The 12,141-nt window shown below is 65.4% G+C and carries 12 protein-coding genes and 1 pseudogene; 8 read left to right on the top strand and 5 right to left on the bottom strand.

The annotated features are described in order from the left end of the window. Positions 1-114 precede the first annotated feature (114 nt). From codA to C4B30_RS35375, 5 genes and pseudogenes are all read left to right on the top strand, one after another. Positions 115-1,356, top strand: coding sequence for a cytosine deaminase (codA, locus tag C4B30_RS19570; RefSeq protein WP_105132837.1), 1,242 nt, complete (start codon positions 115-117; stop codon positions 1,354-1,356). A gap of 163 nt (positions 1,357-1,519) precedes the next feature. Continuing rightward, a complete protein-coding gene (locus C4B30_RS19565) occupies positions 1,520-2,890 on the top strand; it encodes a chloride channel protein (protein WP_105132836.1) in 1,371 nt (456 codons plus the stop codon). Between the two features lie 218 nt (positions 2,891-3,108). After that, positions 3,109-3,423: a helix-turn-helix domain-containing protein gene (locus C4B30_RS19560; RefSeq protein ID WP_089501722.1), complete on the top strand. Its 315-nt coding sequence runs from the start codon at positions 3,109-3,111 to the stop codon at positions 3,421-3,423. Continuing rightward, positions 3,420-4,679, top strand: coding sequence for a type II toxin-antitoxin system HipA family toxin (locus C4B30_RS19555; RefSeq protein WP_027782971.1), 1,260 nt, complete (start codon positions 3,420-3,422; stop codon positions 4,677-4,679). The genes C4B30_RS19560 and C4B30_RS19555 overlap by 4 nt, the downstream gene beginning before the upstream one ends. 113 nt (positions 4,680-4,792) lie before the next feature. Beyond that, positions 4,793-4,891 (top strand): annotated as a pseudogene (locus tag C4B30_RS35375) (TIGR00366 family protein); the annotation flags it as partial. Between the two features lie 74 nt (positions 4,892-4,965). Here C4B30_RS35375 and C4B30_RS19550 read toward each other — a convergent pair. From C4B30_RS19550 to C4B30_RS19535, 4 genes are all read right to left on the bottom strand, one after another. Next, positions 4,966-6,294, bottom strand: a complete 1,329-nt coding sequence (locus C4B30_RS19550) for an MFS transporter (protein ID WP_105132835.1) — start codon at positions 6,292-6,294, stop codon at positions 4,966-4,968. Between the two features lie 223 nt (positions 6,295-6,517). Continuing rightward, positions 6,518-7,450 (bottom strand): 3-keto-5-aminohexanoate cleavage protein, encoded by a 933-nt coding sequence (locus C4B30_RS19545; protein WP_006482842.1) that lies wholly within the window; start codon positions 7,448-7,450, stop codon positions 6,518-6,520. A 35-nt stretch (positions 7,451-7,485) separates the two neighbouring features. Further along, positions 7,486-8,292, bottom strand: a complete 807-nt coding sequence (locus C4B30_RS19540) for an SDR family oxidoreductase (protein ID WP_105132834.1) — start codon at positions 8,290-8,292, stop codon at positions 7,486-7,488. Between the two features lie 72 nt (positions 8,293-8,364). Beyond that, complete coding sequence (locus C4B30_RS19535) at positions 8,365-9,075, bottom strand: GntR family transcriptional regulator (protein WP_027782974.1); 711 nt, start codon at positions 9,073-9,075, stop codon at positions 8,365-8,367. Between the two features lie 286 nt (positions 9,076-9,361). Here C4B30_RS19535 and C4B30_RS19530 point away from each other — a divergent pair, with 286 nt between their 5' ends. Both C4B30_RS19530 and C4B30_RS19525 read left to right on the top strand, forming a co-directional pair. Continuing rightward, complete coding sequence (locus tag C4B30_RS19530) at positions 9,362-9,862, top strand: type VI secretion system amidase effector protein Tae4 (protein WP_105132872.1); 501 nt, start codon at positions 9,362-9,364, stop codon at positions 9,860-9,862. After that, positions 9,859-10,311: a type VI secretion system amidase immunity protein Tai4 gene (locus C4B30_RS19525; RefSeq protein WP_027782975.1), complete on the top strand. Its 453-nt coding sequence runs from the start codon at positions 9,859-9,861 to the stop codon at positions 10,309-10,311. The genes C4B30_RS19530 and C4B30_RS19525 overlap by 4 nt, the downstream gene beginning before the upstream one ends. Before the next feature lie 54 nt (positions 10,312-10,365). On the opposite strand, the gene C4B30_RS19520 is transcribed toward C4B30_RS19525, so the two are convergent. After that, positions 10,366-11,157 carry an IclR family transcriptional regulator gene (locus tag C4B30_RS19520; protein ID WP_027782976.1) on the bottom strand — a complete coding sequence of 264 codons (792 nt, stop codon included), beginning with the start codon at positions 11,155-11,157 and terminating at the stop codon, positions 10,366-10,368. A gap of 160 nt (positions 11,158-11,317) precedes the next feature. Between C4B30_RS19520 and C4B30_RS19515 the strand changes: the two genes are divergently transcribed. Next, positions 11,318-12,094: an ABC transporter substrate-binding protein gene (locus C4B30_RS19515; protein WP_089501727.1), complete on the top strand. Its 777-nt coding sequence runs from the start codon at positions 11,318-11,320 to the stop codon at positions 12,092-12,094. The last annotated feature ends 47 nt before the right edge of the window (positions 12,095-12,141 follow it).

Here is a 12,141-nt window from a genome sequence, read left to right as displayed (position 1 = left end):
ACATGCGCGGCCCGTGCGCGTGTCGCTGCTTTTCCTCCATACTGGTCGCCCGGACCGCACGGCCGCCGACGCAGATCGCGCGGCCGTGTTCACGCATACGACAAGGGCTTCCCCATGAACCTGTTCAACGTACGCCTGCGCGGCCGCGACGGCCTGTTCACGATCGGCATCGATGCCGACAGGATCGCGCGGATCGACGCGCAAACCGCACCGATCGCATCGACGAACCCCGACCATATCGATGGCGGCGGCCGTCTCGCGATTCCGCCGCTCGTCGAACCGCATATCCATCTCGATGCCGTGCTGACGGCAGGCGAACCCGCGTGGAACATGAGCGGCACACTGTTCGAGGGCATCGAGCGCTGGGCCGAGCGCAAGGCGACGATCACGCACGAGGACACGAAGGCACGCGCGCATGCGGCGATCGGCATGCTGCGCGACCACGGGATCCAGCACGTGCGCACGCACGTCGACGTGACCGATCCGACGCTCGCCGCGTTGAAGGCGATGCGGGAAGTGAAGGACGAGGCGAGCGGTCTGATCGACCTGCAGATCGTCGCGTTCCCGCAGGAGGGCATCGAATCGTTCGACGGCGGCCGCGCGCTGATGGAGCAGGCGATCGACCTCGGCGCGGACGTCGTCGGCGGGATTCCGCATTTCGAGAACACGCGGGAGCAAGGTGTCAGCTCGATCCGCTTCCTGATGGATCTCGCGGAACGCACGGGCTGCCTCGTCGACGTGCACTGCGACGAGACCGACGATCCGCATTCGCGCTTTCTGGAAGTGCTCGCGGAGGAAGCGCGCGTGCGCGGCATGGGCGCACGCGTCACCGCGAGCCACACCACCGCGATGGGTTCGTACGACAACGCGTACTGTTCGAAGCTGTTCCGGTTGCTGAAGCGGGCGGGACTGAATTTCATCTCGTGCCCGACCGAGAGCATCCATCTGCAGGGGCGCTTCGACACGTTTCCGAAGCGGCGCGGCGTCACGCGCGTCGCGGAGCTCGACCGTGCCGGGCTCAACGTGTGCTTCGGGCAGGACTCGATCAAGGATCCGTGGTATCCGCTCGGCAACGGCAACATCCTGCGCGTGCTCGATGCGGGCCTCCATATCTGCCACATGATGGGGTACCAGGATCTGCAGCGCTGCCTCGACTTCGTGACCGACCACAGCGCGACGACGATGCACCTCGGCGACGGGTACGGCATCGCGGTCGGGCGTCCGGCGAATCTCGTCGTGCTCGACGCGGACAGCGACTACGAAGCCGTGCGCCGGCAGGCGAAGGCCACGCTGTCGGTGCGCCACGGGAAGGTCATCATGCGGCGCGAACCGGAGCGCATCACCTATTCGGATTGACACGAAGGCGGACCCTCACGGCCCGCCGGCCTCGTGCATTCATAAAATGCATGAGTCGATTAGAAAAATACGTTTGTCTCATGATGGGCGCAAGCCTACGATGCGGTCCTGACGGCGGCGTGCGCGGTGCGCGCCGTCTTTTCAATTCCCGCTCGCCGACCCCATGCGCCTCGATCTTCCGTCCGCTCCCGCTTCTTCTTCGTCGACCGCCAGCCCGTTCGCGCGCATGGCCGTCGTCACGATCCTGACCGGCATCGGCGCGGGTCTCGGCGGCATGCTGCTCGCGCTGCTGCTGCATGCGATCCAGCACATCGCGTACGGTTACAGCGTCGCGCACGTGATCGGAGCCGAGAGTTTCCTCGGTGGCGTGACCGGGGCCGAGCCGCTGCGCCGGCTCGCCGTGCTGGTGGTTTGCGGGATCGTCGCCGGCGGCGGCTGGTGGGCGCTTTACCGGTATGGCCGGCCGCTCGTCGGCATCCGACGCGCGGTGCGCGCGGCCGATCCGCGGATGCCGTTCGTCAGCACGACGGTCCACGCGCTGCTGCAGATCGTCACCGTCGCGCTCGGCTCGCCGCTCGGCCGCGAAGTCGCGCCGCGCGAGATCGGTTCGCTGCTCGCGGGGCGCTTTGCTCATGCGGCGGGGCTCACGCCCGACGACTGCCGGCTGATGGTCGCGTGCGGCGCCGGCGCGGGGCTTGCGGCCGTCTACAACGTGCCGCTCGGCGGCGCGATCTTCGTGCTCGAGGTGCTGCTCGGCACGTTCGAATTGCGGGCGCTGATCGTGGCGATCGCGACGTCGGCGATCGCGGCGGTCGTCGCGTGGATCGGCCTCGGCAACGAGCACCAGTACACGGTGCCGGCGTTCGTGCTGAGCACGCCGCTCGTCACATGGTCCGTCGTCTGCGGGCCGCTGTTCGGCTTCGCCGCGTACGGTTTCGTGCGGCTCACGACCCGCGCGCGCGCGGACGCGCCGAAGGACTGGCGGCTACCGGTGTTCGCGCTGCTCAACTTCGCGGTGATTGGCGTGCTGGCGATGTGGTTTCCGCAACTGCTCGGCAATGGCAAAGGGCCGGCGTCGCTGGGGTTCGACGGCACGCTGACGATCGGCCTCGCGGCGGCGCTGCTCGTGCTGAAGGTGCTGATCGAGGCAGGCAGCTTGCGGGCCGGCGCGGAAGGCGGGCTGCTGACGCCGGGTCTCGCGAACGGCGCGCTGCTCGGTGTCGTGCTCGGCGGCCTGTGGGGCGCCGTGTGGCCCGGAGCATCGCTCGGCGGATGCGCGCTGATCGGTGCGACGGCGTTTCTCGCCGCGTCGATGCAGATGCCGATCACGGCGGTCGTGCTGCTGCTCGAATTCACGCGTGCGAATCACGACAGCCTTGTGCCGATGCTGCTGGCCATGGCGGGGTCGCTTGTGGCGTATAGGCTTGCGCAGAAGCTGGCGGAGCGGCGAGCGACAGCGATCGCAGCCGTCGGCACGCCGGAGGCGGTTTGCTCGCTAGCGGGCTCACGCCAGGGCTCGTATACGCATCGATGAGCGCGGCGATCCATCCACGACATGGCGTATCTGGAGGGGCGACTGGTGGGTACGGGAAGAGCATGCATCGCTGACGCATCAATTCCGTTTTGGAGTAGATTATCTGGGAAATTCCCCCAATAAGACACAACATCAGGGAATTATATTTCCGGAGTGCATCCCTCCTGTAACTCTATGATATTGTGGGTTACGAAAGATATCACGCGGGAAGGCCCACTATGTTGGAATTAAGTTTTCGCAAGCCCGATGAAATCGTCACACTGCTTTGCGCGAGGCTTCGCACGGAGCGGCTGGCGTTGCAACTGACGCAGAGCGACGTAGCCGCGCGTGCCGGCGTCGGTTCCAATACCGTGTCCAACCTGGAGGCCGGACGCAATGTGAGCTTCGAGACGGTAGTTCGTGTAGCCATGGTCCTGGGACGAAGCAAGGAACTCGAAGGACTGTTCCTGCCGAAGCTCGATAGTCTGGAAGACGTTCACCGGTATGAAAAAAGTGCCAAACGTCAGCGCGTCAAGAGGGGCAACCAGAAATGATCGAGCGGATCGATGTCTACTATGACGGCTGGGGGGAGCACTGGCTGTGGGGGTCGATGGTTTCTACGACGGCGATCACGGGGCGCCCGTTGATCGTATTCGAATATAGCGATGACGCGCGCAAGAGGGGGCTGGAACTGTCGTCTTATGCGCTCCCATTGCATGGGGCGAGGCTGCGCAAGGACTTTCCGTCCCACCAGCTGGGATTGCCCGGCCCAGTCTATGACGCGCTGCCCGACGGATGGGGCATGTTGCTCATGGACCGCTTGTTCAAACGCCGCGGTCTCAACGCGGCACGCATCGGGCCGCTGGAGCGGTTGGCTTACATTGGCAACCACGCAATGGGCGCCATGTCGTTCGAGCCGGTCGCGCTCGAGATCCAGGCACCGCAGCCGGATATTCCTCTCGACCGGCTCGCGGCCGAGGTACAGGAAGTCCTCAATGGTGAGGGCGGCGAATTCCTTCATCAACTGCTGCAGGTGGGCGGCTCTCCGCAGGGTGCCAGGCCGAAGGCCCTGGTCTATCGTGATCCGCAGTCCGGCGTTTTTACCACGGCCGCGGTGGCGGGTTTTGAAGCATGGTTGGTCAAGTTCCCGGCTCGGCAAGAGCATCCCGAGGTGTGCGCGATCGAAATGGTCTACGCCGAGTGCTTGCGCATGTGCGGCATCGAGACCCCGGACACGCTGCATTTCGATTTGCCTGACGGGATGGCGGCATTTGCGTCCAGGCGTTTCGATCGACGGGACGGTCTGCGCGTGCCCATGCAAAGCGTTGCCGCGTTTACCGGTGCCGATTACAAAACGCCGGGTGCGCTGGACTACGTGAACTTCTTGCGCGCGACTCACATGTGCACCAACGACGTACGCGAGAAGGCGCGGGCGTTGGAACGGGCTGTCTTCAATGTCGCGTTCAACAATCGCGACGATCATCCGAAAAACTTCGCATACGTCATGTCGCGATCCGGCCAGTGGAAACTCGCGCCGGCCTACGACGTGACATTCTGCGAGGGGCCGGGCGGTTACCACCAAATGGACGTCATGGGCGAGGCGCTGCGGGTCGACCGGGCGGCATTGGTCGGACTGGCAAAGGAAGCGGAGCTTTCCGCAGCCGCTGCCGGCGACATGATCGACGCAATGTGCGGAGTGGCCAGCCAGTTCTCGGCCATTGCGAAGCGCCGCTACGAGGGGATCATCACGGAAGACACGTTGACGGACATTCAGCGTCGAATCGACGAGAACGTTGCGCTGCTGCGCTAGGGCGTGAACACGCCCTCGGGGGCAGGGGCTGCCGAAAGAGAATCGGCGAGACGGACGTTCGTCGGCTCACGGTCTCGCACACGCATGATGGGATCGGCTATTGACGGCGGGGCGCCATCGCAGGGCTCGCCGCGCGCGACATCATGGGATATTGCGTGACGACGCTGCTGTTCTCGGGCGTTGTGTTCGTCGCGGGGATGTATCTGTTCTGACGAGGCGAAGCGAGGCGAGACGAGATGCGGGCGGCGGTGAGCCCGCATCCTGCCGGCTGGCGTCTCGCCCGACTTCAGTCGCGCGAGCGCACGTCGGCGTGCTCGTGTCCGTGACGCAACGCGAGGCTCGCGAACGCCGCGACGACGAGTGCGGCCGCCAGCAGCGTCAGCCCGTTCTTCGCATCGCCGGTCGCCTGTTCGATCGCGCCGACGACGGTCGGCCCGACGAGACCGCCGAGCAACCCGCACGTATTCACGAGCCCGAGCCCGCCGGCCAGCGCGCTGCCGGCGAGTCGCGAAGCCGGAAACGTGAACACGATCGACTGTACGACGAAGAACATCGACGCGGCCACGCACACGCAGAGCAGCCCCGCCAACGGCGACGCATGCGCGGCGCCGATCATCCCGGCCGCCATGACCACCAGCCCCGCACACAGCATGCGGCGCGAATGACGCGACTCGCGAGCGAAGCGCGGCAGCGTCCCGGCTCCGAGCGCGGCGGCGAGCCAGGGCAGCGACGTCAGCAATCCGACCGCGAACGGCGAAAGACGCCCCGACGCCCCGATGATGCCGGGCAGGAAGAAGATCACCGTGTAGATGGTCAACTGGTGGCAGAAGTACACGAAGATCGCGAGCCAGATCTGCGGATCGCGCAGTGCGGCGCCGAACGCGTGGCCGCCGTGCGCGGCGACGCCCGCGTCCTGTTCGGCGGCCAGCTTGCGTTCGAGCGCGCGGCCGGTTTCCGGGGCGAGCCACGGCGCGGCGCTCGGCCGGTCCGGCAACCGGGTCCATACGACGAACGCGAGCAGGATCGCCGGAATGCCTTCGACGACGAACAGCCATTGCCAGCCGTGGAAGCCGAGCGTGCCGTCGAGCTCGATCAGCGCGCCGGCCAGCGGGCCGCCGACGATGTTGGCGATGCACACGCCGAGCAGGAAATAGCCGGTGGCGCGCGCACGCTCCTCGCGGCCGAACCAGTACGTCAGATACAACATCACGCCGGGAAACAGGCCGGCTTCGGCCACGCCGAGCAGCAGGCGCATCACGTAGAACGACGTCTCGCCGCTCACGAACGCCATCGCGACCGACAGCGCGCCCCACGTGATCATGATCCGCGTGATCCAGAAGCGCGCACCGACGCGATGCATGATCAGGTTGCTCGGGATTTCGAAGAGCGCGTAGGTGAGAAAGAACAGCCCCGCGCCGAGCCCGTACGCGGCCGATGAAATGCCGAGATCGACGCCCATCGAATGTTTGGCGAACGCGATGTTGGTGCGGTCGAGAAAGCTGATCACATACGCGGCGATCAGCAGCGGCATGAGCTTGCGGAACAGCAGCCGGTTCAGCGACGCGTTCGCGTCGCCGGCGGCGGACGACAGGGCCTGAGCGTGATGAGTGGACATGCGGACGACTCCGGTAAGGGCGAACCGGCGCGCACGGCAAGCACGGCGCGCCGCGTTCGGCGGATGCCGCTGCGGTGCAGGCAGCGGATGGGCAGACGACGGAGCCGCGCCGGCGGCGCTCGAACGGAGCGGGGCGATGAAGGGCGTCCTGGCGCCGGCCGGCTCGGGCCGGCGCCTTGTCACTGCGCTTGCGGATGCAGGTGTTGGGGGCGCGACCCGGCGATCAGAAATTCACCGCGTCGCCGCCCTTGAGTGCGAGCATCGCGCGCGCCTCGGCCGGCGTCGCGATCTCGAGCGACAGGCCTTCGAGCACCTGACGCATTTTCAGGACTTGCGCGGCGCTCGATTCCGCGAGCTTGCCCGGCGCGATCCACAGCGAATCCTCGAGCCCGACGCGTACGTTCGCACCCTGCGCCGCGCCGATCGTCGCGAGCGGAATCTGGTTGCGCCCGGCGCCGAGGATCGACCACACGTAATCGCTGCCGAACAGGCGGTCGGCCGTCCGGCGCATGTGCATCAGATCCTCCGGATGCGCGCCGATCCCGCCGAGCAGGCCGAACACGCTTTGCACGAAGAACGGCGGCTTCGCCAGCCCGCGATCGACGAAGTGCGCGAGGTTGTACAAATGCGAGATGTCGTAGCACTCGAATTCGAAACGCGTGCCGTTCGCGCCGCAGCGCGTGAGGATCGTCTCGATGTCGGCGAACGTGTTCTTGAACACGAGATCGCGGCTTTTCTCGAGATGTTCGCGCTCCCACGGATGCTTCAGCTCGCGGAAGCGCTCGAGCATCGGGTACAGGCCGAAGTTCATCGAACCCATGTTTAACGACGCGACCTCGGGCTGGAAATGCAGCGCGGGCTGCAGCCGTTCGTCGACCGTCATGTGCGGGCTGCCGCCCGACGTGAGGTTGATCACCGCGTCGGTCTGCGCCTTGATGCGCGGCAGGAATTCGGCGAACACGGCAGGATCCTGCGTCGGTTTGCCGTCGGACGGGTTGCGTGCGTGCAAGTGGAGGATCGCCGCGCCGGCCTGCGCGGCCGCGACCGCGGCCGTTTCGATTTCGTGCGGCGTCACGGGCAGGTACGGCGACATCGACGGCGTGTGGATCGCGCCGGTCGGCGCACAGGTGATGATGACTTTGCGAGCGTTTGCCATGGATGAATTCCTTTCGATGAGCGATGCAGGAGGCGTCAGAGCACTTCGACGTTGCCGCAGACGGAGATCGCCTGCCCGGTGATCCCGTGTCCGCCCGGCGAGCACAGGAACAGCGCGGTCGCGGCGATCTCGGCCGGATCGGTCATGCGCCGCAGCGAGATCTTCTCGAGATAGCGCTTCTCCATCTCGTCGTAGCCGATGCCGAGCTGCTGCGCGCGTGCCTCGATCACGCGGCGCATCCGCGGGCCGCGCACGATGCCGGGCTGGATCGCGTTCACGCGGATGCCCTGCGGCCCGAGTTCGATCGCGAGGCTCTTCACGAGGCCGACCACCGCCCATTTGGTGGCCGCATACGGCGTGCGGAACGCGTAGCCGAGCCGGCCGGCGACCGACGACAGCGCAATGATCGCGCCGCCGTGTTTCGACTCGCGCAGCAGCGGCACCGCGCGGCGCGCGAACTGGAATTGCGCGGTCAGATTGATCGCGACCGTTTGTTCCCATTGAACGGGATCGATTTCGTCGATACCGCCGGTCGGCCCGGCGATGCCCGCGTTGTTGACCAGCACGTCGAGGCCGCCGAGCCGGGTCGATACGTCGGCGAACACGCGCTCGACGGCGGCCGGGTCCGATACATCGGCCAGCGTCGCGCCGATCGCGCCGGCCCCGGCACGCGGCGGCCGGTCGGCGAGCGCCGCGATCGCGGCTTGCGACGCGTCGCACACGTGCACGCGCGCGCCGCATCCGGCGAACGCGTCGGCGATTTCGAGACCGATGCCCGACGCGCCGCCCGTCACGAGGACGCGCAGGCCGTCATAGGGTTTCAGCAGGTCGGAAGCTGTCATGCGGGTTGTCTCCATCGTTGATCTAGTGGGATTGCGGCCGCTCATGAAAGGGGCGGCGGTGGCAAGCGGCCGCTACGGTTTCGCGTTCACGGTTCGCGGCGTCTGTTCGGCCCGCAGCGTCTCGGCGAGATCGTGCGCGGCGCCGCCGATGTCGAGCGCGATGCCGGCCCGCACGCCCGTGCCGTCGCGCCGTTCGAGCGCATCGACGATCGCGCGGTGCGCATCCATCGAGCGCCGCATGTGCGGGATGTCGAGCGCGACCATGTTGAGGAACGGGCCGACGCGCATCCACAGGTTCTCGACGATCGCGAGCGTGTTTTCGCTGGCGCCGTGCGCGTAGATCGCGCTGTGGAACGCGAAATTGCTTTGCAGGTAGGCGCGCGAGCGGCCGGCCTCGACGTGCGCCTGCATCGTCTCGCAGGTCTTGCGCACGGCCGCGATCTGCGCATCGGTCATCCGTGCGCACGCGCGCTCGGCGATGCAGCCTTCGAGCGCGATCCGCACGTCGCGCAGTTCGTCGAGCATGTCGAGCGTCATCGGCGGGACGACGAGCGCCCGATTCGGGCCATCGACCAGTGCGCGTTCGGCGCGCAGCCGCGTGAGCGCGGCACGCACGGGCATCGTCGACGAGCCGACGGCCTCGGCGACGCTGCGCAGGCTCAGCGCCTGGCCAGGCGCGAAGCGCCCGCTCATCAGCGCTTCGCGCAGTTGCTGGTAGACCTTGTCGGCCATCGTTTCCTGTTCGATGACTTTCAGTGCGGGCGGGACGATACGAGGCGGCAAGGCGGGGTTCTCCTGGGTTTGATCTGCGATCTGTGATCACACTGACGATGTGCGAAGTTTTGACGATCGGCGCAGCGCAGTCAAGTCGGACGGGGTTGGGGAAAACCAGGGGGCGAAATAGAAGGAGGATCGGCGTCCGGAAGTCTCTATCATTACAAAATACTTTCGGATCGCGCATCATGACGCACTGATTCGATGGATTCGAAGGTAGTCGGAGCACATGAGCCGTTGCCAGTCTTCGATGCGGTTCCTCGAGTCGAATTCATTCCAACAACAAGGAGTCAAGGTGAAACGACCGTCATTTGCCGTTGCGTGGGCGGCATCTCAGCGAATCTACGACCCGGCACGTTCGGGTGAGCGCGTGGCGAAAGTGATAGGTGGATACGTCGAGAAGAACGTCAACAATCCGAGTCCGACGGAGCGATGGAGCAATACCTGCGCGGTGAGGATGAGTTATATCCTCGGCGAAGCCGGCATGGTGATGCCTCGAATTCCCGGGCAAACGGTGTCGGGCAGAGACAATCGGCAATACTTCTTTCGTGTCAGGGACTTGATTCGTTTTCTCGAGCAACGATGGGGAAAGGCAGAGCGTGTCGAATTCCCGCCGTCGAACGGAGGGCCACTTGCAGATCGACAGGGTGTCATCCTGTTCGAGGTGTCGGGGTGGAGCGATGCGCAGGGCCACGCCACGCTGTTCAACGGGCGGACGTGTTACGACCATTGCTACTTCAACGAACCGGGCGCGCGGTATCGTACCGATCGCGCAAATTTCTGGAGCCTGTCATGAGGGGAGCCCGGATCGCTGCCGTGTTGGCGTGCATCGCGCTTCAACCGGCGATGGTTATGGCGAAGGACGCCGCACAAACGTCGCCGCAGGCCGGCTCACGCACGTACCTCCAGAACTTCAAGGACATGGTGCTGGCCGAGTGTCTGGCGACCGCTTACACCCCGGCGTCGGGCGTGAGCAAGGACATCGGCAGCAGTACCAGTGCGTTGCGCGACTGGACCTACTACGACATGGAACATGCGCCGGACGTCATTCGCGCGCTGGTCGCGAAGTATCTCGCTCGCGACTATCGCAATCCGGTTGTCGATGCGGAAGTGAGGGACGTGAAGTTCGACTTCCTGAAGTGCATCGATCTATATCACGGCAAGGAACTGGACGCCGCGGCGAAGCGCCTCGTATTGCACCCGAACAGTACCTATCGGACCGAGCATTCGCCAAAGCCGCGGTAGCGATCAAACGCCGTTGCGCGATGCAGCGGCGCGCCGTGTGCCATTTCATCGACGCTATTCAAGCGTTCTGATCGAATTGCTGATGCCGCGCGCGCAGTCGATCACCGCCGGCGCGAGCTTGCGGCGCGCATCGTCGAACGTCCAGCGGCTCGTCGGCGCGACCACGTGCACGGCCGCGACGGGCTGCCCCTGACTGCCGAGCACGGGCGCCGCAATCGACATGTCGCCGATGAACAGTTCTTCCTGGTTGGTCGCGTAGCCTTCGCGTCGTGCACTGTCGAGCAGCGCGACGAGATCGTCGAGCGCCGTGACCGTGCGCGGCGTATGCGGCGTGCGCACCATGCCGTCGAGCCGCGCGCGCGCGTCGCCGGGCGGCAACGCGCTCAGGAACGCGCGGCCGGAGCCGGTGCAGTACATCGGGATACGGCTACCGATCGGCATGTGGATCGGCACGAACTTCGTCGACACGAAACGCGCGACGTACACCATTTCGTCCTCGTCCGGCTCGGTGAGGTTGGTGGTTTCGCCGGTCAGGTTCGTGAGCTCGGACAGGAACGGATTCGCGACGTCGATCAACGTATCCGCCGCGAGATAGTTGAAGCCGATCCGCATCACGTGCGGCGTGAGCTGGTACCGCCGCGTGACCGGATGCTTGCGGAGGTAGCCGAGCTTCTCGAGCGTATAGACCATCCGCTGCGCGGAGCTTTTCGTCATCCCCGCCGCGTCGGCCACTTCCGCCAGCGTCATCGTGCGCCGCTTCGCGCTGAATGCACGCAGCACGTTGAGCCCTTTTTCCAGCGACTGGTTGAAGAGCAGATCGGTTGATTGATCGGGTGACGTTTCCATGGCGAGGAGCGGGATCGATTCGATATCGCATCATATCGTATCGAATATCGATACGCAAAAATCTATTTGCGATATTTTTGATTCGTTTTAAGATCGAGTCATCGTCGCGGTGTCGATCAGCGACCGGCCGGCGCACCGGGTTATTCGAGAAGGAGACAACATGGTTTCGTTCATCAAGCGGTTCGGCGCACTGGCCGCCGGTTTCGCCGCCTGTATTGCACTCTCCACGGCTTCGGCGAGCGCCGTTGCGGCCGAGCCGACGCTGAAGGTCGGGGCGACGGCCACCGGCGTGCCGTTCACGTTTCTCGACGTCAAGAGCAATTCGATCCAGGGGATGATGGTCGATGCGATCACCGCGGCCGGGAAGTCGGCCGGGTTTCGCGTCGACGTGCAGCAGACCGTGTTCTCGGCGCTGATCCCGTCACTCACCACGCAGAAGATCGACATCATTTCGGCCGCGATGCTGAAGACGGCGGCGCGTCAGCAGGTCGTCGATTTCTCCGACACCGTCTACACGTTCGGCGAAGGCCTGATCGTGAAGGCCGACGACCCGGGCCGCTATACGTCGATGGACGATTTCAAGGGGCAGGTGGTCGGCGCGCAGGTCGGCACGGCGTTCGTCGACGCGCTCAACAAGAAGGGCATCTTCAAGGAAGTCCGGACCTACGATTCGATCGCCGACATCATGCGCGACGTCGCGCTCGGGCGTATCAAGGCCGGCTTCGCCGACCAGCCGATCGTCGCGTACCAGATCGAGCACGGCGTCAATCGCCAGGTGCGGCTCGTGCCCGAATACCAGAGCGTCGTGAAGGGGCAGGTTTGCTTCATCGTGCGCAAGGGCGACACCGTGACGCTCGAACAGCTCAACGGCGCGATCCGCAAAATGAAGGGCGACGGCACGCTGCAGCAGATCCTGCAGAAGTGGCATATGAGCTGAGCGCCGTCGCGCGATTCCCGGCCGACATCGCCCGTGCGTCGCGGGCA

It is taken from the genome of Burkholderia sp. BE12, assembly GCF_002959955.1.
Classification (GTDB): domain Bacteria; phylum Pseudomonadota; class Gammaproteobacteria; order Burkholderiales; family Burkholderiaceae; genus Burkholderia.
Note: the sequence above shows the minus strand (reverse complement) of the source record. Positions and strands in the feature narration are given on the sequence as shown.

Excerpts from the sequence above, each read along its gene's own strand:
- codA (WP_105132837.1), top strand. The coding sequence starts at position 115 with ATGAACCTGTTCAACGTACGCCTGCGCGGCCGCGACGGCCTGTTCACG.
- C4B30_RS19565 (WP_105132836.1), top strand. The coding sequence starts at position 1,520 with ATGCGCCTCGATCTTCCGTCCGCTCCCGCTTCTTCTTCGTCGACCGCC.
- C4B30_RS19560 (WP_089501722.1), top strand. The coding sequence starts at position 3,109 with ATGTTGGAATTAAGTTTTCGCAAGCCCGATGAAATCGTCACACTGCTT.
- C4B30_RS19555 (WP_027782971.1), top strand. The coding sequence starts at position 3,420 with ATGATCGAGCGGATCGATGTCTACTATGACGGCTGGGGGGAGCACTGG.
- C4B30_RS19550 (WP_105132835.1), bottom strand. The coding sequence starts at position 6,294 with ATGTCCACTCATCACGCTCAGGCCCTGTCGTCCGCCGCCGGCGACGCG.
- C4B30_RS19545 (WP_006482842.1), bottom strand. The coding sequence starts at position 7,450 with ATGGCAAACGCTCGCAAAGTCATCATCACCTGTGCGCCGACCGGCGCG.
- C4B30_RS19540 (WP_105132834.1), bottom strand. The coding sequence starts at position 8,292 with ATGACAGCTTCCGACCTGCTGAAACCCTATGACGGCCTGCGCGTCCTC.
- C4B30_RS19525 (WP_027782975.1), top strand. The coding sequence starts at position 9,859 with ATGAGGGGAGCCCGGATCGCTGCCGTGTTGGCGTGCATCGCGCTTCAA.
- C4B30_RS19520 (WP_027782976.1), bottom strand. The coding sequence starts at position 11,157 with ATGGAAACGTCACCCGATCAATCAACCGATCTGCTCTTCAACCAGTCG.
- C4B30_RS19515 (WP_089501727.1), top strand. The coding sequence starts at position 11,318 with ATGGTTTCGTTCATCAAGCGGTTCGGCGCACTGGCCGCCGGTTTCGCC.